Genomic DNA, 20244 nt, shown 5'->3' with positions numbered 1-20244 from the left:
TATCCATAATGTTCGGACTTCTGTAAATCATCCTCAGTCCAACGGGAAACTAGAAAGATTTCATGGAACCATTAAGACTGAGTTAATCCGTGAAATACCAATGTATTCACTCGAACAAATTAGAGAAGAAGTTGGTAAATGGATTGAAGAATACAATTCGCTAAGACTTCATTCTGCAATCGGTTACGTAACACCTATGGATGTGTTTTATGGTCGCAAGGAAAAGATTTTAGCAGAAAGAAAAGAAAAACTACTTGAAGCAAAATTGAAGAGAAAACAATACTCGGTAAAGGCTAATATAAGGCTTGTTGCTTAGCTTAATTTTGAATCCCAAAATTCTGTTTTTCACTGAACTAAGACAATGTTAACTGCGGTTGGTGATAAGGAACAAGTCCGACGAGCAGCTCTCAGTCATGTCACGGCCTATCTTCTCAAACCCATCGCCAACCAAGCTCTTTTGGAAAAAATTGCACAAGTATTACAGCTAAAACCAGAGAATATCATTGATAAAAAGGAATTTCCATTAGTGATCAATGTCTCCGAACTCTCCATTTCTCAAATGCTTTTAGAAATCAAGGGTTGTCCGGGGAAAAAATCCACGGATGCGATTTATGATCGGTTTATGTTGACACTGGGCGGTCGTTCGACTTTCTCCAATTTGAGAATCAATCTCGATAAGGCCTTCTTTTATGAAACAAAAGCCTTACAGATTTTGGATGACCTCGTGGCAAAAATTATCAAACACACCAATATTCAGGCTAGTTCCTTATTCGTAGATTCCGAATTCTTCAATGACAATGTAGTGGATTTACAACCCTTCACCTATCTTTCCGACGTAAATATAATTTCAAAATGAAGGTTTGACAAAAACGTAAGACCTAGGTCTAATCAAACCTAGGGGGCCAGTTCTTTGGTTAAGATAAAGATAGACGGAGTCGAATACGAAGTCGACGAAAAGAAAAACCTCATCGACGCCACAAAAGAAGTCGGAGTCGAAATCCCTTACTTCTGTTACCACCCAGCACTAAGTATTGTCGGTATGTGCCGCATGTGTCTCATTGAAATTGAAGGTGTTCCTCGTTTACAAGCTGCTTGTAATACTCCTGTAAAAGAAGGAATGGGGATCATTACTAAATCAGATCGAGTGAAAGAAGCTCGCGCTGGTACTATGGAATTCCTTCTCGCCAATCACCCATTAGATTGCCCGGTTTGTGATAAAGCTGGTGAATGTCGTTTGCAAGACAACGCGTTTGGTTCGGGAACTGGTCATTCTCGTTTTGAATTCGATAAACGTAATATTCCTCAAGAAGAGATTGGAACGAATCTCATCATCAATCATAATCGTTGTATAGTTTGTTATCGTTGTGTTCGTTTTGAAGAGGAGAAGGTAGGAGAATCCAACCTTGGTCTTTTTGAACGAGGAAATCATTCCATCATTGGACTTGCGAAATCAGAACCAATTGATCACAACTACCAAGGTGCTTTGGCGGATATCTGTCCTGTTGGTGCACTTCTCAATAATAAAACATTGTTTAAGTCACGCGTTTGGTGGTACAAATCTCATAAATCGGTTTGCCATGGCTGTTCTACAGGTTGTAATGTAACAACAAACGTAAGAGACAATAAAATGTATCGTTACATGGTACGTGAGAATTACGACCAAGGTATGTTTTTCCTTTGCGATAAAGGAAGGTTTGATTTGGATTGGATGAATGAAAATCGTCTACATAGTTATCTGGATCACGGGACTGCTTCCACTTCTAAAGAAGTGATTTCTAAGATTGTTGATCGAATGAAATCTGCGAAGTCCATTGTGGTACTTGGCGGAGCTCATGAATCAAACGAAACATTGGAAACATTAAAAAAGGGTTTTGAAAGTATCTCTCGTGAGTTAGGTGGAAAGTCCATCCAATGGGAATCGCGAGTGACTGATGCACAAAACAAAGATACCGAACAAGTGGATTTTTTACTCACAAAAGATAATCATCCGAACACACGCGGAGCAATAGATTTAGGAATTACCACACAATCGGGAATTTCTGGAATCATCAGTGCCGTTAAGTCGGGGGTTATTGATTTAGTGATTGTTTTAAAAGAGTCTATTCCGGAAGGAATTGATGCTTCTAAAGTAATTGTTTTTGACACTAATTTGACGGACGCTGCAAAGAACGCAAGTTTGGTGGCACCGATTCAAATTTTTACAGAAGCAAGCGGAAGTTTTACCAATAAAAACGGCCTCAAACAAAACTTTGAACAGTCCATGAATGCAATCAAAGGATTACAGAGTGCTTCTGGAGTTGTCGATTCGATCTTTCAAAAGCTGACCGAAAGAATGGAGGCAAGTGTTGGGAACAGTTAACGTAGTCAACGTCGCGAAAAGACACCAGTTCTCTTGGTATGAAAAGTTCTATTTTTGGTCCATTGGCAAAGGTCTTTGGATCACACTCAAACATTTCCTCAAGGTAGCTTTGTTTAACAAACAAGTGACCATTGAATATCCAGACAAAAAGAGGCAGTATTCCACTCGGTTTCGCGGAATGCACTCGATGAAACGAGATGAACAAGGTAGGGAAAGATGTACTGCTTGTTTTTGTTGTATGTGGATTTGTCCGGCCAATGCCATTCACATCGAAGCTGCGGAAGTAACTTCGGAACGCCAACACCTCCATCCCGAAGACAAATATGCAAAGAAGTTCCAAATCGACTTGTTGCGATGTATCTTTTGTGGGCTTTGTGAAGAGGCCTGTCCTAAAGGTGCTATCTATTTGGATGGAACTGGTGAGATGGCGGCCGACAACCGTGAAGATTTATTTTTAACGAAAGAAAGAATGATGGAAAAGACAGGTGGCCCGATTCTCGGCCAAAGGAATTAATTTTATTCTGCCATTTCTACTCTATTTCCCGGTAGATGGTTCCCAAAGGACTTCGCCGGGTTTCTTTTTTTTGATTCTGCTTACTGATTTAATTTCATTCAATTTGTGAATTCAACTCCTTTGTATTTAAAACATATAAATAGTATTTCTTATATAAAATTCGCAAACATTTTCAATGGTACGAAAAACTTCAGAACCTTTGTTTGTATTTCTATTTTGATGGTATTATTCGGATATGATACAGCACTTTCTGCCGAGACAACCATCATAGAAAACGAAGAAGATGAAAAACGTGTTTTAGAAAACCATGCATTTGAAAAGTTACGTTTTGGTCTCGCCAATCATATCCATTATTACAAAGTAAAAAAGACAAAAAATACAGTCGTGGAACAAAGATCGGGTCGCAAACGATTGTACGATCACAATTTAATCCTTCGTTCCATATTTCGAAATCGAATTTTACACCATGATTATGGTTCCATCGGACGTTTGTTAGACGGAGCAAGTTTTATTGATTTTGGGAGTGCCATTCTTTATGAAGAAGGCGCTGTTACAGTGCGAGATTTGTATGAGGATCAGTTCCTCGCACGTTTTATCAAAAAAATTGTCGCCACTGACATTAATGACCCTGAATACGATCACACTCGTTATATAGAAATCCATATGACGGAAAGGGATCCTTTCCCTTTTGCCTTCAACGAAATTCCTTACCGGTTGGACGACCCAGAATACATTCGGGTCCTCACAAGGATTTACACTCCGAATGAATTTTCACCAGTGATCTTTCGTAGTACCAATTCCGGGCCTGATTTGTTTTATACAGTGGAGGAGATGCGAGAACATTTCCGATCGGTTCTGGATGCAAACCCACACCGAACCATTCTGTACTTCTTCAATCGTTACATTTTCTTTCGAACTCCTTGCGAATCCAAATTCCAACTCCTCGGAACCATCGATGAAAAGGTGGGGGTGAACCACAGTTTCAGTGCTTGGCGTTATGTGGACTGGAACAAACGGGAATTTTCGGAAGCGATTGAACCCAACTTTCGGTACATTCGGATTGCCGAAGAGCGGAATGAAAGCAAAGCAGATCGGCTAGATTCTCTAATTTCGGGCTACAACTGCCAAATCAGAGCAAAAATAAACCACTACCGTCACAAAATCATGAAAACTATGACGAAATGATGATTTTTTTACTTTTCTTGTGGAGCGAACTCTGTACGTTTTTCCTAGAAACACCCAGAGAGAGGTAAACCCATGGGGAATTCCTATATTATTGATGCTGTCCGAACTCCGAGAGGAAAGGGCAAAAAACGCGGGACACTTGCATCCGTCCACCCACAAGAACTAGCTGCCGCCACATTAAAAGCCATCCAATCACGTACCGGAATCGATCCAAAAACGGTTGAAGAAGTTGTAATGGGTTGTGTATCCCAAGTTGCTGACCAAGCTGCATGTATCGCACGTTATGCGGTTATGGCTGCTCATTGGCCAAAAGAAGTTCCAGGTTACACTGTGAACCGATTTTGCGGATCTGGGTTACAAGCCCTCAACAACGTTGCAAACCACGTTGCTTCTGGAGCAATGGAACTGGGCGTTGGTGGTGGAGTTGAATCCATGAGCCGTGTGAAAATGGGTGATGATATGATGGGACGTGATTTTAACGTTGGTAACGATAAAATTGCATCTTACTACAACCTAGTTCCACAAGGTATTTCTGCTGACCTAATCGCAACCAAGTATGATATTTCTCGTGAAGAAGCAGATCGATTTGCTGAATCTTCACAACAAAAAGCACATGCTGCGGTTCAAAACGGGTACTTTAAAAAATCTGTGATCCCAATTACTTTGGATGATGGAACTGTTGTGACTGAAGAAGAGAACCCACGTTTGGAATCTGATTATGCATTCCTTTCTGGCCTTGGACCTGTATTCAAAACCATCGGTGAAAAAGAATTGGATGCCATTGCATTACGTTCTTATCCAGAAGTTACAAAAATCAACCACATCCATACACTTGGAAACTCTTCCGGTATCGTGGATGGTGCTGCTGCGATTCTTGTAACAAATGATGAAGGATTAAAAAAATACGGTTTGAAACCACGAGCAAGAGTTCTTGCAACAGTGGCAACTGGTGAAGATCCAACGATCATGTTGACCGGTCCTGTTTCTGCTTCACAAAAAGCTTTGAAACAAGCAGGTCTTACTGTTAAGGACATTGACCTTTGGGAAATCAACGAAGCATTCGCCTCTGTAGTGTTATATGTAAAGAAAACACTCGGAATTGATGAATCCAAAATCAATGTAAACGGTGGAGCCATTGCTCTTGGACATCCACTCGGAGCAACAGGAGCTATCCTTACTGGAACTGTTCTTGACGAGTTAGAAAGGAGAGACCTTCGTTACGGCCTCATCACTCTTTGTATCGGTGGTGGTATGGGTATTGCTACTATCATTGAAAGATTGAAGTAAATTAAGACAAAGATTTCTTATACAAACGCGTTTAGATTCCTTCGGGGATTTAAACGCGTTTCGTTTATTAGTACGTTATGCGAAATGGCTTAAAAAATAATGAATAGAGGAAAAATCAAAACAAAGAATTTAGTAATATTCTTAATTTTACTCATTGGATTTTCAATAGGAACTGTCTCACATATTATTGATATTGAAAAATTTGGATTTTTCGGATATAAATTTGCACCTTATCCTCTAAATGTCTTTTGGACTTTTTTAGTCATTCTCGATCCTCTTACCATTATTCTCATATTCTTTAAACTTAGATATGCAATATATTTAGCTATATCTATTATGATGCTTGATATTACAATCAATCTATCTTACGGAATAACATCAGGGCAGATTCCTATTCTACTTGGTTTACTTTCCCAGATTCCATTCGGCATTTTTGTATTTTCTATTTCCGTCGATGTTCTTAAATATGATACAATAACTAACTTTTAATCCCAGAAATCGTCTTGACATAGTATACCATATTTGATATACTTATTGTGTGAATTTTAAAATTCTGCTGTTAGGGCGTGCTGAAAATTTTCTTATCAGTTTAGAGAATAAAATAAAGGCGAAAGCATTTAGGACAATCGAGTTATTAAAAGAATTCGGCCCTGAATTAAGAGAACCTTTTTCGAAAAAATTACAGGTTTCACAGGTTTGTTTGAATTGAGAATCAAACAAGGATCAAACATATGCAGATTCCTCTACTTTTTTGAAAAAGACGCCACGTATATCATTACTTCAGGATTTATTAAAAAAGACCAGAAAACCGACCGAGACCAATTGGCCAAAGCCAAATTATTAATGAATCAATATAAGGAAAACAATAAATGAAACTTAAAACTAAAGATTATGATTCAATATTAAAAAAAGAAATTAAGAACAAAGATTTTAAATCTGAGTACGACTCTCTATCAAATGAATTTACTCTTGCAAAAGAAATTATAAAACTAAGGAAAAAGAGACATTTAACTCAAAAAGATTTAGCGTTAAAAATAGGAACATCTCAACCGGCTATCGCCAGATTGGAATCTGGAAATTACAGAAATCTTTCTTTAGCGTTTATTAAATAAACTTGCAAAAGCATTAGATGCAGAGCCTGTAATTCATCTAAAAAGTAAAAGCGCTTAATATATCAAGCCACTTCGCATAACAGCGTGGAAACGCTGCGCTTCGGCACGAGGCCTCGCTTGGGCTGCGCCACATTTCCCTTCTGTCACTCGTTTGCATCCGCAAACTCCGTGCCAGTCCCTAATACGTCCCGTTCCGGGACTCAGGGTCGGGAAACGTCGTCTCCACTAGTTCGTTATGCGAACATTTCCGAGAGCCCATTTAAGAACGGGCGTCCATGCCCGTTAGAGAGATAATAATGGATATAAAGCTACAAAAAAGCCTCTTGACAGATATAACTCCTATGTTATATTACGTCTAGTGTATGAGATTAAGAGAACTGAGGAACTAATACTCTGGATCAAGGAACTAGATAATGACGCAAAAAAGGATATTCTAGTTTCTATTGAAATTCTTAAGGAATTTGGTCCTAGACTTGGACGTCCGCACGTAGATACTATTACTGGATCTAAGATTAAAAACCTTAAGGAACTTAGAGTTAACAGCAAAAATAGACCTTTTCGAATCTTTTTTGTTTTCGACCCTAAAAGAAATGCTATTTTACTCATTGGCGGAAACAAAGCGACTTCGAAAAAGTTTTATCCAATGATGATTAAAAAATCAGAAGAATTATATTCTGAATACTTGGGAGATTTGTAAGATGCTTAAGAAAAAACAAAAAAAAGAATTAAAAAACTTTGATACTGACTTAGCCAAATTTGTTCCGCAAGATATAATTAACCAAGCAAAGGCTGAGGCTCAAAAAGAAATTTTCAAACTAAAACTCGCTGAGTTAAGACAAAACCAAGGTATCAAACAAACCGATGTTGATGGTTTTTCCCAGGTAAGCGTTTCTAGAATTGAGTCTAGATCTGATATTAAAATTTCTACTCTAATCGATTATGTTCATGCTTGTGGCTTTGATGTTGAAATTAAAGCCGTTCCAAGAAGAAACAAGAAAAAAGAGGAATTTGTTCTCTTAAAAGCTTAGTATAAACGCCATCCGTGGCTTAATTTGATTGATTACCTCGGAAACGTCGCATAACAGCGACTTAACGCTACGCTTCGGGACAAGCCCTCGCTCGGCCTACGGTACATTCCTCTTCTGTCACTCGCTTGCATACGCAAGCTACGTGCCAGTCCCTAACGTCCCGTTCGGGACTCAGGGTCGAGGAACGTCGTTAAGTCTAGTTCGTTAGTTGCAATTGGGTTAAATTTAAGATTAACTATTACAAATTAAATGATTGACTACTATATCTGCAGTAGAGATATAGTAGGAATGATTCTTTCTTTCGGAGACAAAGAAACAGAGAAAATATTTAACCAAATATTCTCAAAAAGGATTCCTCCGGAAATTCAAAAAAAAGCTCTTACGAAACTTATCTTAATTGATAATGCAGAAAAAGAGGAAGATCTAAAATCACCTCCCTCTAATAGATTAGAGGGTTTAAAAGGTGATTTATCTGGATTTTATTCTATTAGAATCAATGATCAGTGGAGAATAGTTTTTAAATTTGATCAAGGAAATTGTAAGCAAGTCTCTGTTACTGACTACCATTAGAGGATAATACTAGAAGATGAAAAATAACAGAATCCCGACTCCTACTGTTGCAGAAATTTTAAAAGAAGAATTTCTTGAACCTATGCAAATCACTCCTTACAAATTATCAAAGGAACTTCATGTTTCAACTTCTACTATCTTAGACATTTTACATGGAAAAAGAAAAATAACCGTCGATATGTCTTTACGATTATCCAAGTTTTTTGGTATGTCTGAAAAATTTTGGATAAATTTGCAAACTGATCTTGATATTAGAGAAAAGAAAGAAAAATTAAAGACTAAATTAGATTCTATAAGAACTCTAAAATTATCTGCTTAGTCAAAAACCCAACTGCAACTAACAGCGGCTTACCGCTACGCTTCGGGACTTCGCCCTCGCTCGGGCTACGCCAAATTCCCCTTGAAGTCATATCCATCTTATCTAGTTTTAAAAAAATACGAAAACTAATATAAAAAGAGGAATTTAAAATGCCAACTATTGAGACAGTCGAAAAATTTATTTCACGAGTTGAAGAAAATGATCATGATAATGTTATTGAAGAGTTCTATATAGAAACAGCTTCGATGCAAGAAAATCAAGATAATCCTAGGGTTGGTCGAAAACTACTCATTGCAAATGAGCGTAAAGTTTTAGCAAAATCTGAATCGGTTACATCAAAATGCATTAAGCCATTTTTTATAAATGGAGATTATGTTATTATTCGATGGGTTTTCAATTTCACATGGAAAGACGGTACTAAAACACAAATAGAAGAAATCGCATATCAAAGATGGGAGTCTCAAAAAATTGCAGAAGAAACTTTCTTTTACGATCCAATTCAGAGAATTCCTAAGTAATTCTTTAATTTTATAATTTACATGACTTTTTATGAAAAACCGCAGATAACTTCGGTAAGTTTAGTTCGTTATACGAGACGCTGGTAAGGGATATATTTATTTACTAGCTGAACTAAAAAGCTATCAACTGTAAAATTTAATAGAAATTGGATGACTACTATCCAATCTGTTCAAACTTACTTAGAATCAATGTCTTTGAATCGTTCTGTTCAGAAAGCAATAAAGAATGAAATTAAAGAAGAAAAAGCTCGTGCCATATAACATTGCCTTGGGTTCTGTGCCTTCCATAAACAGTGATTTTACCCTACCCGGAAGATTTTTACGTATTGCGTTTATTTCACGAAAATATGAGTAATGTTCTATGAACGTAACAGAAACTTTGCCCGGCACACACTGCAAACAATGTAACTTTAAAGTGGCAGAGGTAACAGAAGGTTGTCCATCCTGTGGGAGTGAATCCGTAGAAATGGTAGATTTAAAACAGAACGGTATCATCCATTCATTTACAGTTGTGCATGTTGGTTTTGGTGTTATGGCCGACCGTGCTCCTTACGTTTTGGCGATTGTTCAAACAGAAGAAAATGTAAAACTCACGACTGTGATTGAAGATGTAACGGATTTTCATACGGTAAAAATTGGCGATAAAGTTCGATTCAAAAATGTGGATCCAAAAATAGGACCTATATTTCAATATTAGGATTTCCATAGGCCGTTATGAAAGCCAAACAAAAATATCCTATCCTTTCGGAATCACTCTCCTCTTACTATTTCAATTTAACACCCGTAATGCTAGATAAGGTTATGGAAATTCGCAATTGGGTTTACGAACTGTCCCGTGCTGATACACGAATCGGAGAGATTGAAGAATGTATCAAATGGGGCCAACCTAGTTTTCTAACACCAAAAACAAAATCGGGATCCACCATTCGGATTGGCAAGGTGAGTGATACGGAATATGCGCTCTATTTTAATTGTAAAACCACCATCGCAGAGGAAATTGCGATTGAATTTCCGGAATGGAACTGTGATGGGAAAAGGGCTTTGTACTTTACAGTAGACCAAAAACTTTCTAAAACTAAAGTTATTGTTTGTTTGAAGAAAGCCTTGTTGTATCATAAAAGAAAATCCGATATTCTTTAGTTAGGTGTAAGTTTTCCAGTTTAAAACGATATGAAACAAATGAGTATAACTACCATCCTTCTTATTTTACTTTTCAATTGTGCTGATTCGGAAAGACAAAACTGTCGGGAAAATTTGGAGTAACTGACTTTCAATGAAATCAAAGGAATATTCTTTCCAGTACTCGTTCCGAGTTCGGTATTCTGAAGTAGATTCCCAAGGGATTGTGTTTAATGCAAATTATCTGAACTATTTGGATGTAGCCATAACCGAATACTTTCGAGCAATGGGAATATCTTATTCAGAATTCATAAATCGTTACAAGCTCGATTTTCATGTCGTACAATCGTTAATTGATTACCGCAATGGTGCTAAGTTTGATGATAAACTAGATGTTTTTATAAGTCCGAGTTACAAATCATCCAAAATATATTGGTCATTTCAAATGAAATGTGAAGATAAAAAAAATTGTTCGGGAATACTTACCTATATTACGGTAAGTCATCTGACAAAGAAGATTGTATCATTGCCGGAAGAGGTTTGTGAGTTGTTAGAGATTCGAGAAATTCAAAATAACAAGTAAGATTAATTTTAACCTCCATTCTATTATATTCAAAAAAAAAGCATTCATAATCGAATCGTGTATCCATACAAAAAAAAGAATACTCTCATCTAAATACGAAAGATGGTCCTCAATCATAAATATACTAATTGGTATATAGGACAAACTGTTCAAAAATTGTTTTTGAGTTGACTAGTCAATTTATTTCACTAAAAATTCCTGACACTCCATTCATAGTAGGAAACCAATGATTCCCAATAATTCTATAGTTCGATTTTCTTATATCATTTTGATTTTAGGCTTTGCACTTAGCAATTGTGCTAAAAAGAAAGTGAAACCCTTGGAACCACCCATGCGATTCTATTTTTACAATTCGAAATCAGAATTAGAAATCCTTCAGGATACAAAACTTCCTGGAAAGATGATTGGTAAGTTAAATGCAAAAGACAATGTGGAAGTAACTGCTGTTATCGAAGTAACAGAAAAAGATTCTACTTTGTCCTACTTTGAAGTGTTATGCCCTGAAAGATTAAAATCGGCATGTGATGATGGAAAAGCATATTTTCAAAGTAAATTTCGGTTACATTCGGATTCAATTGTTTATACTGTGAATGAAGGCCATGCTGTTTTTCCAGACATAACAGTTGGAACCATAATAGCAAAATCGGATTTTGATACATTGAATTCTTTGAGAGATTGGTTGCGTAGTCCTGATAAAATCAAATCAATCGACTTAACGAAGGTGAATTACAATTTATTGAATACTGCTCTAGGTATCGAATTTCAAAAGGTTGATGATCGATTAAAGGTCATCAATGAATTGTTACTGTTGCCAAGTTTAATGACAAATCCAAACCCAAAAGACCCAAGAATGCAGGCAATTGCTAAGCGCTACATTGGGTTGAAAGAAAAATCAAATGGGATTACATTAGCATCAAATTCTTCTGCAGAAATATTTGATCACCTTAAAGAGCAACAGGACAAAATATTAACGCAATTGTTTGTAGAATATCCAGTTCGGGCCGATTCATACAAAGGTTTAGTTTCCCAATTTAATAAGTATAAAAGTCATTACCTTGTGACGGAAAAATTATTCCAACTCATTTCAAAAAACGGAGCTTATTCGGCGAAAGGTCTTCCTTTCCAATACTTTTCCTATTCTGAATCAAGCCAATCGGCAATGGACATTGTTAAAAAATTTCAACCAAACCTAGATTCTACGGCTATAGTCGCCAATGGTAAGTTAGTTTTCAAAGAAAATGATGGAGTTTTTTTTGAAATCACACAAATGGATGTGAGTGGTAATGCAGGTTCAGATGAATCTCTAGAGGTTATCTCCATATCTGCGGAAGAATCAGGAAAATCGATTGGATTTCGTATCAAATTAGCATCGGGTGAATTGATTCTAACTCCTTTAGCTCCTACAGATCTATTGTTAACTTCAGGACAGGGATTCAAAGAGTTTTTAGCAACAATACCAAAAGATTACAAAGAAATTTTAAAAACAAATCCTTATGAAAAAGCATTGGTGCTAATTGCCGCAAAATTCGGCGAAGGTGGATATGATGAAACAATCGGAGAGATGCAATATAGATTATACACAACCGATCGTTATTGGTTGATTTACGAAGTTGTTCGGTCCCATCCAAATATCAAACGTGATAAAGAATCAAGTGGATCTTTTGTGACAAATCATGGTAGTGCAGAAGATGGTTCATGTTACGAAGATTTTCAATGGAGACAACCAAAAGGTGAGTTTTATGTGTCCGGAATTTATTCCGGATGTCAAGGTGAAGGTGGCTCAGGACCAAACCGATCAGAAGAATTATGTTTTAGTGAATCGAGTGGTGATTTACTTTTGATTACGTTTTCGGCTAAAGATTTAAGGTCTGATAAACCAAAAGTAGATTTATTACTCGAAAATAATGGTAGTCTTTGCCAGTACATAAATCGATTGGTATTCGATTCAAAACGTTTCAAAGGTGAGAGTAGTGGTGAATGATTGGAATGATAAAATTTGAATGGATAAATAATAGATAGTAACAAAGGAGAAATGTATGAAGGAATCTATTTTTAGAAATTTGAAAATCCTTTTGATTGTAAGTTTTGCAGTGATGTTGATGACGATCCAATGTAAAAAAGAACCAGAGGGTCCAACAGAAGCAGAGAAAGCTGAAGCGTTACGAGCCAAAGAAGAGGAGCTTAAAAGAAAAGATTCTATCATTGCAGGTTTAAAGAAATCAAATGAACCGATCAATTTTGAGAGTATTGAAGACAACTTAGGTGGAATTACAATTACCAATTGGGGAAGTGTTACAATAGAAGAAGTACAACCTTTTCCTTATTTTTGTGAATCATCTCCTACAAATTTTGGTATCAAATTGTATGCTGACTTTACTGCTACTTCCCAAAGTGATTACAACGTTCCGGAATTAAAGGGGGAGTGGAAAGTGTTGTCAAAATCGAAGGCATCCTTTGACTTAAATGATGGAACGGGAAAAACTTTCGTTGAACTTACAGAAAAACCACAAGTGTTAAAATTTTCTTATAAATACAAAGGTGAAGACTATGTTCGATTTCATACTTTTTGTTATGAGGAAAATAATAAATTTGCACAGGAAGTTGTAATACCAAAACTTTCTTTGTAAATTTATGAAGCGAAAAGCGGGGTCGTTATACTTTGAGATTGGGAAACCTCGAACCGATTCGAGGCGCCCATTCTTACATCATAAAACTTTAATTTCCAAAAATGACAGCTTCGTTGGGGAATAATACTAAACCGCCAGTGTCCAATTCCTTTTCTAGATCAAACGAGGACGTTCTGTTTGCTGTGCTGAATAGAATTTGATTGAGAATCCATTTTCTTGGATAGGAAACATTGACTGGTTTTGAGGAAAAGTTTAAAAATATATAGGTTTCTTCTTTTCCATCTCTTCTTCGATAGTATAGCGCTTGTTTGTCGTCGGAAATTAATATTTTTAACTTACCTTTTCGTAAAGATTTTCTGTCCTTTCTAATTTGGATCAGTTTTTTATAAGTGAAAAATAGAGAATCGGGATCTGCTTTTTGAGCTTCCACATTCACAGTGTTTGCTTCTTCGTACAAAGGAAGCCATGCTTTTCCAGTAGTGAAACCTGTGGTTTCGGATCCATCCCAAGGCATCGGAATTCGTTCAGGATCACGACCGGGATGAAAAGGCCAATATCGTTTTCCCACAGGATCTTGGATTTTTTTGTAGGGAACTTTTTGGCGTTTCATACCAATCTCTTCACCATAGTAGAGGAAAGGTGTTCCACGAAGCGTTAACATCATGCAGGCGGCAAGCCCAGCACGGGCTTTAGTATCGGCACCTTTTTCATAACGAGTGATGTGGCGTGGAAAGTCGTGGTTAGACAGAGTGTAGTTGGGCCAATTGTCTTCGCCGAGTGCTGATTCAAAGTCTTTGACGATTTGAAAGAATCGTTCCGCTTTCCATGGAGAAAAGAGAAACATAAAGTTGAATGCAAGATGTAGTTCGTCGTTACGGCCACAATAGGTTGCCGGAAGGAGGACGTTTCCTGGGAAGTCTTGCATAATTTCACCAACAAACATACGTTTATCGGAATAAGAATCGAGTAATTTACGCATTCTCCGTAAGATTCCATGCATTTCAGGGCGATCACGATCATAAGCATGTACTTGTTTGTCGTAAGGCCTTGGGCCTTTCATAAAGTAGGAGGCATTGTTTCGGAGGAATTCATCTTTTACATATAAGTTGACCACATCAAGTCGAAACCCATCGACTCCCATATCCAACCAATACTTCATCATTTTGAATATGGCATCTTCGACATCGGGATTACGCCAGTTGAGGTCAGGTTGTTCTTTCAGAAAAGAATGGAAATAGTATTCGCCAGTTCGTTTGTCGTATTCCCATCCTGATCCACCGAAGGCACCAAGCCAATTGTTAGGTGGTCCAACATGAGTTGGTTCTTTCCAAATATACCAATCTCTTTTGGGGCTATTGACTGAGGATCTGGATTCGATAAACCAGGGATGCAGATGAGAAGTATGGTTGACCACGAGATCCATAATGATTCGGATTCCCCGTTTATGGGCTTCCTTTAACAACCGTTTGAAGATTTGGGTATCACCATAAACCGGATCAATTTCTTCATAGTTGGAAATGTCATAACCAAAATCAAACATGGGAGAAGGATATACTGGTGATAACCAAATGGCATCAATCCCGAGTGAATCTTTGGAGCCGGCAAGATAATCCAATCTTTCGATGATTCCTTCTAAATCACCAATGCCATCACCATCGGAATCTTGAAAACTACGTGGGTAAATTTGATAGATTACTGCTTCTTTCCACCAGACCATATTAAAAATTAATCTCCATGATTCCTTGATTTTCTTTCACTCGAGCCACCGAGAGGATCTTTTCTTTGATTGCCAGTAGTATGCCTGTGTCTTCAATCTTTTTGCCATTTTTGGTTTGTATATGGAAGGAGTCATAAGCAAAATCCGCACTGGTTGAGATCCTAACAAAAATCACTTCGAGTTCAAAGTCGAGTAATGTTTTTAAGATTCGATACACAAGTCCAATGGAATCGGGAACTCTGACCTCTAAAACAGAATAAGATTCAGAAAGGTCGTTCGCAAATTTGACCAACTCTTCTACCATTCCATCGGGAATCTCTGGTAGTGTTTTCCAGATATTAGTTGTGGAGGCCAAATCTTCGATATTGGTTTTTCCTTCAATACAATCGGCGAGTGTAGATTCAATGTCGGTGATTTGTTCTTCGGCGATTTCACCACTTCCAAATTCATCGGTGATTTGTGCCTGTAAGATGAGTTGGTTTTCTTCGGTTCTAAATAAACGGAGTCCCACTAAATTCAGTCCCAACGAGGAGATGGTTCCCGATAGGTAGAGTAACATTTGTTTGTCGGAGTTGGCAAAGATGGATAAAGTGACAAAGGCAGGTTCCCTTTCGGTAATCATTCGGAATGGCAATCCAGAGCTTTTCCAATCATAAAGTAAAATAAAATGTTGGTACACTCTTCTCGGCGTATTGTAATTTAAATAGGAAGAGGGTCTTATCTGCATTCCAAACTCAACGATGCGTTCCGATTGTTCGGCAGTTAGTCCTTCTTTTTCGATTAAGTAGGTTTCTAGAGTGGATTCAATCCGTTCTTGGGTATCAGCAAGATTTCCTTTTTGTAGATAAGCCAAAGTGGAAGTGAATAGGAAATGCAGGATTTCTTTTTTCCAGTTCGTTAGGATTCCTTGTCCTACGGACTTTGTATCAATGATGGTAAGTACATATAACAATCGCAAAGTGTTTTCATTCGAAAACTGTTTTGCAAAAGAGGCGATGAGTTTGGGATCATAAATATCTCTTTTGGAAGAAAGTTCCGACATCACAATGTGTTCGGCCACGAGGAATCGTAAAAGTTCCGTATCCTCTTCTGATAAACGAAACCGTTCTGCAATGATCAGTGCCAGTTCTGCACCATATTGGCTATGGTCTCCCTCTTTTACCTTTCCTGCATCATGGATGAGAATTGCTAGAGCCAAAATTTCAATTTTTTCACAAACATTGAATACTTCTTGGATTTGCCTGTCTTCCCATAAATCGGCAATGAGAACATCAAGTTCCCTTAAGATAAGAAGCGTATGTTCGTCCACTGTGTATTGGTGGTGGTAACTAAAAAGAGGAAAGTTTGTACAAGCTCCAAATTCAGGAATCAATTTTCCTAAGATATTACACTCATGCATAAGAGTGAGGGTATGCCCAACACGTTTTTTTTGTCGTAACATACCAAGAAAAGTATCTAATACTGATTTTTGGTTTTTGAAGTCATCATCTAAGAAGTGTGATGCGAATCGGATTTCATTTAAATCAATTCGAGATGGTTCTTCTTCGTTTAATTGGGATTCTGCAAAGAATTGTATGATGTCATCATACAAACTATCAGGATTGGAAAGTTCTCTTTGGATTCTTTTTTTGTTTCGATTGGTTTTTTCATCCAAATATGTTCCAATATAAAAATACACTTCCTTTTGAGCTTTGTAAAATTGGCTCATAAAGGATTCGAGAGTTTTGATTTCATTTTTTGGTCCAAAACCTAAAAACTCTGCCACTTCTGCCTGCAAACCCAAATCCAAGCGATCATTTTTACGGCCGCTAACGATGTGCAGTGCTGATCTTGTTAAAAGTAAAAAATCGTAAGCTGACAATAGAGTTAAACTATCACCGATCAAATAAAAATCAAAAATGCCACCATCAGCGGAGTCGGCCAAAGGATTTGTTTTTTCAATCCAATACATATGTTGAATATCACGAAGGCCTAATGGATCGTTTTTGATATTAGGTTCAGAAAGTAGGATGGGATTGTAAGAATTGATGATCCTTTCTCGAAGGTAAGACAATTTCCAGTCGTTAAAAACTTTGATGGTTTTTTCAGGAATTTTTCCGAGGAACTCTGTTTTGTATTTTTGGAAAAGAACTTCTGATCCTACAAGAAACCGAGAATCAAGGACGGCATGGAAGGTTTCGATTTGGTCCAAATATAAAAAAGATTCTTTGATCGTGCGGCAAGAATGCCCCACTTCCTTTTCATTGTTATATAAGAAGGTATTGATTTTAGAAATGATTTCGCTAAGAAGTTTGTCGGAAAGTTTTCCATCATGAAGATAGAGAAGATCGATATCAGAATAGGGAGCCAGTTCCCGACGTCCATACCCACCAACAGCAATCAGACAAAGATGGTCTTTTAATGGGATCCCCTCTGAGACTTCACTAAAAAGAGTCCGAATGGACTCATCGACAAGATTACTCAATTGGCGTGTAAAGAGCCTACCGGAGGCAACTGTTTTGGCTTTTGGAAATGTCCGTTGCAGTTTTGCCTTGAGTTCTGATTTCATCATGTTAAGATGGATCTCCTACCTAATTGGACAACTTTAACATGAATCCGAAGATTAAAATCACAATTCAGTTTATTTTCAGCCATCTTTCCGCTTATCTCCTGGTTTCGATTCCCTACTTCCAGTTGGTGATGAAGGATTATTATGAAGGGGACAGTGCCGTTTTCCCATTGTTTCTCATCACAGCAAACGATGGTGCCGCTTGGTCAAGAGCAATGACTTGGTTATTTCCTGCTTTAATAATGCAGGCAATCCTAATGGTGAGTTTTATCATTGTGATCTGGGACTGGTTTTGTACGCAGTCCTTCGGCAAACAAATGTTTGTTTTGGTTTGGATGAGAACTGTCCTTGGTGGGCTTGCTGCCATCTCTCCTGCTGTGGGAAGTTTGGAAGGGATGGTATTCTTAATTCCAGAAGTATCAATTTCCATCCACTTGTATGTGGTATTTGAAATCTTTTTACAATCACTTGTCCAAGCAGGAATTTTCCTCGGACTAGTGAAACGTTTCAAATAGTTCAGAAAATAATATCTATGTATTTTAAGTATTCTAAATCATTCACAAAACCAAGGCGGAAGGAAAAGATTTCAGTTTTGGTGAGTTATTTCTTTTTTTATTTTCTTGGATTTGCCATTTTTATTTCCACCAATGTATTGTTTGCTGATGGATGGGAATCGTCGATTTGGAAGGATAAAACCTATCGCAACCAAAGGGTTTCCAGTGCAGATCCTACCAATGGGAACGATGATTTTATTAAAATTCCAAAAAAGAAAACGATCACAATCGCTGAGATTAAAACCAGAGGGGTCATCAAACATATTTGGATGACACTTGCGAGTAAAGATGTAATGGCTCGTAAAAATGCAGTCATTCGTATCTATTGGGACAACCACAAATATCCTTCCGTAGAAGTTCCGTTAGGTGAATTTTTTGGTCAAGGTTGGGGCGAAGAATACATTTTAAATTCGGCTCCTCTCGTAGCGGCTCCCAAAAAAGGAAAGTCGATGAATTCTTACTTTCCGATGCCCTTTGAAACAGGAGCAAAAATTGAAATTGAAAATGAATCTGAGGAAGATATCAGTAATTTTTATTTTTATATCGATTATGAAGAATGGAAAGAACCTCTAGGTTCTAATTTACGTTTCCATGCAGAGTGGAATCGAAGCACCACCCAACCTAACACGGCAAATGGGAAGGAAAATGAATGGGCCCTTCTTGGAGAAACAGAAAAGACAGTTTATAAAAAAGAAAATTTCTTCACAGTTCTCGAAACAGAAGGCAAAGGCCAATTCATCGGACTCAATTTGTATGTAGATTCTCCCACTCCTCTTTGGTATGGGGAAGGGGATGATTTGATTTTCATTGATGGGAACCAAACAGAAGCCAACCTAAAAGGAACAGGAACCGAAGATGTTTTTAACACAGCTTGGTCACCAAAAGAAATCTTTATGCATCCATACTTCGGATATCCACGAGTTTCTGAATCTGTAGGATGGCTTGGTAGAACTCATTTGTATCGATTTTGGGTGGAATCCCCCATAAGGTTTGAAAGAAATTTCCTATTCCTTTTAGAGCACGGTCATGCAAATTCCTTGACCTTAGATTTAACCTCTGTTGCTTATTGGTATCAGAGTCTGAATTCAAAACCAATGAAGGTTTTGCCGAAAAAAGAATTCCGTACAAACAAACCGGAAATAAATTTTCGTCACATCCATAAGTGGCGGGATTCATTCCGAAGCGAAAAAGGTAATGGGGAAATTTGGGGAAATGAATGAGATTAATACAAATGTGTTTGCTAGAGAAATTGTTTCCCAATCCATCGATGCCATCGTTGTTTTAGATACTAATAGTAAAATACTTTTTAGTAACTTAGCCTTGCAGTCGTTAACTGGTTTTTCGAAAGATGAATTAGACCAAAAAACGTTTTCTTTTCTTTTTCCTCCGAATGAGAAGGGGGAACAAAATTCCATAGAAACCTTTGTTAGTTCCAAAGATTCCCATTATATTGCTGGGTTTTTAAAAGAATTGGAACTTGTCACAAAACCAAAAGGTACCATTCCTGTGGAAATTCGGGCTTTTACTATCCATAATGAAAATCAAATGTTCTATGCTGCGATCATTCGTGATGTGCGTGAACGCAGAAGATTAGAAGAACAAAAGAATGTTCTTATCAATAGTTTGAAACGATTGGCTTACATGGATGAACTCACCATGTTACCGAACCGACGTTCCTTTTCTGAAAGTTTACAAAAAACTGTCGCAACAGTCAAACGCCGCAACCGCGAATCGGTTCTTGCAGTCCTCGACATCGATCATTTTAAAGTCATCAACGATACCTATGGCCACGACATCGGGGATTTGGTTTTGAAAAAAATGGCCAATATCTTTGTGGATTGCCTCCGGGAAGAGGACACGATCGGCAGGATTGGGGGAGAAGAGTTTGGTTGTATCCTACCTGACACAACGACGGCAGGAGCCACCATCGTTCTTGACCGTTTGCGAGAATCAGTGGCAAACCACAGATTTTTCATTTTTGATAATTATTACCTTAATATCACGCTAAGCATAGGTTTTACAAAGGTGCACCCCATCCAAAAACCAGAAGAGATTTTGAAGTTGGCGGACATCGCTCTCTACCAAGCCAAAAATCATGGTCGGAATCAGATCCAAGTTTATCCTGTGTGACATAATTTTAGCAGATTCTTAGAAACTCTGCTAAAATTCCAGGCTCCAACCTTCTTCCTGCTTGACGAAAAAAT

The 20244-nt window shown here is 37.6% G+C and carries 22 protein-coding genes and 2 pseudogenes; 22 read left to right on the top strand and 2 right to left on the bottom strand.

The annotated features are described in order from the left end of the window. The 19 genes and pseudogenes from LEP1GSC199_RS01420 to LEP1GSC199_RS01330 form a co-directional block, all read left to right on the top strand. The coding region (locus LEP1GSC199_RS01420; RefSeq protein ID WP_002976130.1) for an integrase core domain-containing protein at nucleotides 1–316 on the top strand (316 nt) is incomplete at its 5' end. Nucleotides 317–361: 45 nt separating this feature from the next. Beyond that, complete coding sequence (locus LEP1GSC199_RS01415; protein ID WP_002975973.1) at nucleotides 362–856, top strand: response regulator; 495 nt, start codon at nucleotides 362–364, stop codon at nucleotides 854–856. Nucleotides 857–910: 54 nt separating this feature from the next. Continuing rightward, on the top strand, nucleotides 911–2359 hold the full coding sequence (locus tag LEP1GSC199_RS01410; protein WP_039925714.1) for an NADH-quinone oxidoreductase subunit G: 1449 nt from the start codon (nucleotides 911–913) through the stop codon (nucleotides 2357–2359). Continuing rightward, nucleotides 2346–2873: a NuoI/complex I 23 kDa subunit family protein gene (locus LEP1GSC199_RS01405; RefSeq protein WP_002976106.1), complete on the top strand. Its 528-nt coding sequence runs from the start codon at nucleotides 2346–2348 to the stop codon at nucleotides 2871–2873. The genes LEP1GSC199_RS01410 and LEP1GSC199_RS01405 overlap by 14 nt, the downstream gene beginning before the upstream one ends. Before the next feature lie 219 nt (nucleotides 2874–3092). Continuing rightward, nucleotides 3093–4058, top strand: a complete 966-nt coding sequence (locus LEP1GSC199_RS01400) for a hypothetical protein (protein WP_085988076.1) — start codon at nucleotides 3093–3095, stop codon at nucleotides 4056–4058. 72 nt (nucleotides 4059–4130) lie between these two features. Continuing rightward, entirely contained in the window at nucleotides 4131–5345 is a 1215-nt protein-coding gene (locus LEP1GSC199_RS01395; RefSeq protein WP_002976131.1) for an acetyl-CoA C-acetyltransferase, read from the top strand. Between the two features lie 99 nt (nucleotides 5346–5444). Beyond that, nucleotides 5445–5834: a hypothetical protein gene (locus LEP1GSC199_RS01390; RefSeq protein ID WP_002976061.1), complete on the top strand. Its 390-nt coding sequence runs from the start codon at nucleotides 5445–5447 to the stop codon at nucleotides 5832–5834. A 49-nt stretch (nucleotides 5835–5883) separates the two neighbouring features. After that, nucleotides 5884–6218: pseudogene (locus tag LEP1GSC199_RS22145) on the top strand (type II toxin-antitoxin system RelE/ParE family toxin). Further along, a pseudogene (locus LEP1GSC199_RS01380) lies at nucleotides 6215–6515 on the top strand (helix-turn-helix domain-containing protein). The pseudogenes LEP1GSC199_RS22145 and LEP1GSC199_RS01380 overlap by 4 nt, the downstream one beginning before the upstream one ends. Nucleotides 6516–6815: 300 nt before the next feature. Further along, nucleotides 6816–7154, top strand: a complete 339-nt coding sequence (locus LEP1GSC199_RS01375; protein WP_002976057.1) for a type II toxin-antitoxin system RelE/ParE family toxin — start codon at nucleotides 6816–6818, stop codon at nucleotides 7152–7154. A 1-nt stretch (nucleotide 7155) separates the two neighbouring features. Then, the gene (locus LEP1GSC199_RS01370) at nucleotides 7156–7485 is read left to right on the top strand and encodes a helix-turn-helix domain-containing protein (protein WP_002975989.1); all 330 of its coding nucleotides are present in this window, start codon (nucleotides 7156–7158) and stop codon (nucleotides 7483–7485) included. 288 nt (nucleotides 7486–7773) lie between these two features. Beyond that, nucleotides 7774–8055, top strand: a complete 282-nt coding sequence (locus tag LEP1GSC199_RS01365) for a type II toxin-antitoxin system RelE/ParE family toxin (protein ID WP_002976081.1) — start codon at nucleotides 7774–7776, stop codon at nucleotides 8053–8055. 16 nt (nucleotides 8056–8071) lie between these two features. Beyond that, entirely contained in the window at nucleotides 8072–8374 is a 303-nt protein-coding gene (locus LEP1GSC199_RS01360) for a HigA family addiction module antitoxin (protein ID WP_002976056.1), read from the top strand. A gap of 149 nt (nucleotides 8375–8523) precedes the next feature. Then, nucleotides 8524–8892: a nuclear transport factor 2-like protein gene (locus LEP1GSC199_RS01355; protein ID WP_039925705.1), complete on the top strand. Its 369-nt coding sequence runs from the start codon at nucleotides 8524–8526 to the stop codon at nucleotides 8890–8892. A 361-nt stretch (nucleotides 8893–9253) separates the two neighbouring features. Further along, nucleotides 9254–9589 (top strand): Zn-ribbon domain-containing OB-fold protein, encoded by a 336-nt coding sequence (locus tag LEP1GSC199_RS01350; RefSeq protein ID WP_039925703.1) that lies wholly within the window; start codon nucleotides 9254–9256, stop codon nucleotides 9587–9589. A 17-nt stretch (nucleotides 9590–9606) separates the two neighbouring features. Continuing rightward, nucleotides 9607–10032 carry a hypothetical protein gene (locus tag LEP1GSC199_RS01345; protein WP_002976066.1) on the top strand — a complete coding sequence of 142 codons (426 nt, stop codon included), beginning with the start codon at nucleotides 9607–9609 and terminating at the stop codon, nucleotides 10030–10032. Nucleotides 10033–10165: 133 nt separating this feature from the next. Beyond that, the gene (locus tag LEP1GSC199_RS01340; RefSeq protein ID WP_002976134.1) at nucleotides 10166–10594 is read left to right on the top strand and encodes an acyl-CoA thioesterase; all 429 of its coding nucleotides are present in this window, start codon (nucleotides 10166–10168) and stop codon (nucleotides 10592–10594) included. A gap of 226 nt (nucleotides 10595–10820) precedes the next feature. Next, nucleotides 10821–12575: a hypothetical protein gene (locus LEP1GSC199_RS01335; protein WP_002975974.1), complete on the top strand. Its 1755-nt coding sequence runs from the start codon at nucleotides 10821–10823 to the stop codon at nucleotides 12573–12575. Nucleotides 12576–12630: 55 nt separating this feature from the next. Beyond that, nucleotides 12631–13221 (top strand): hypothetical protein, encoded by a 591-nt coding sequence (locus tag LEP1GSC199_RS01330; RefSeq protein WP_002976145.1) that lies wholly within the window; start codon nucleotides 12631–12633, stop codon nucleotides 13219–13221. A gap of 88 nt (nucleotides 13222–13309) precedes the next feature. On the opposite strand, the gene LEP1GSC199_RS01325 is transcribed toward LEP1GSC199_RS01330, so the two are convergent. Next, entirely contained in the window at nucleotides 13310–14938 is a 1629-nt protein-coding gene (locus LEP1GSC199_RS01325; RefSeq protein WP_002976068.1) for a glycoside hydrolase family 13 protein, read from the bottom strand. 1 nt (nucleotide 14939) lies between these two features. After that, nucleotides 14940–17489: a [protein-PII] uridylyltransferase family protein gene (locus LEP1GSC199_RS01320; protein ID WP_002976011.1), complete on the bottom strand. Its 2550-nt coding sequence runs from the start codon at nucleotides 17487–17489 to the stop codon at nucleotides 14940–14942. 38 nt (nucleotides 17490–17527) lie between these two features. Between LEP1GSC199_RS01320 and LEP1GSC199_RS01315 the strand changes: the two genes are divergently transcribed. Genes LEP1GSC199_RS01315 through LEP1GSC199_RS01305 form a run of 3 tightly spaced genes read left to right on the top strand, consistent with a single transcriptional unit; the run spans nucleotide 17528 to nucleotide 20170 of the window. After that, complete coding sequence (locus LEP1GSC199_RS01315; RefSeq protein ID WP_002976121.1) at nucleotides 17528–18001, top strand: hypothetical protein; 474 nt, start codon at nucleotides 17528–17530, stop codon at nucleotides 17999–18001. 17 nt (nucleotides 18002–18018) lie between these two features. Further along, nucleotides 18019–19260: a glycoside hydrolase family 172 protein gene (locus tag LEP1GSC199_RS01310; protein WP_002975980.1), complete on the top strand. Its 1242-nt coding sequence runs from the start codon at nucleotides 18019–18021 to the stop codon at nucleotides 19258–19260. Further along, complete coding sequence (locus LEP1GSC199_RS01305) at nucleotides 19253–20170, top strand: sensor domain-containing diguanylate cyclase (protein WP_002976096.1); 918 nt, start codon at nucleotides 19253–19255, stop codon at nucleotides 20168–20170. Before LEP1GSC199_RS01310 ends, LEP1GSC199_RS01305 begins: the two co-directional genes overlap by 8 nt. The last annotated feature ends 74 nt before the right edge of the window (nucleotides 20171–20244 follow it).

The organism is Leptospira vanthielii serovar Holland str. Waz Holland = ATCC 700522 (assembly GCF_000332455.1).
Taxonomy (GTDB): Bacteria; Spirochaetota; Leptospiria; order Leptospirales; family Leptospiraceae; genus Leptospira_A; species Leptospira_A vanthielii.
Note: the sequence above shows the minus strand (reverse complement) of the source record. Positions and strands in the feature narration are given on the sequence as shown.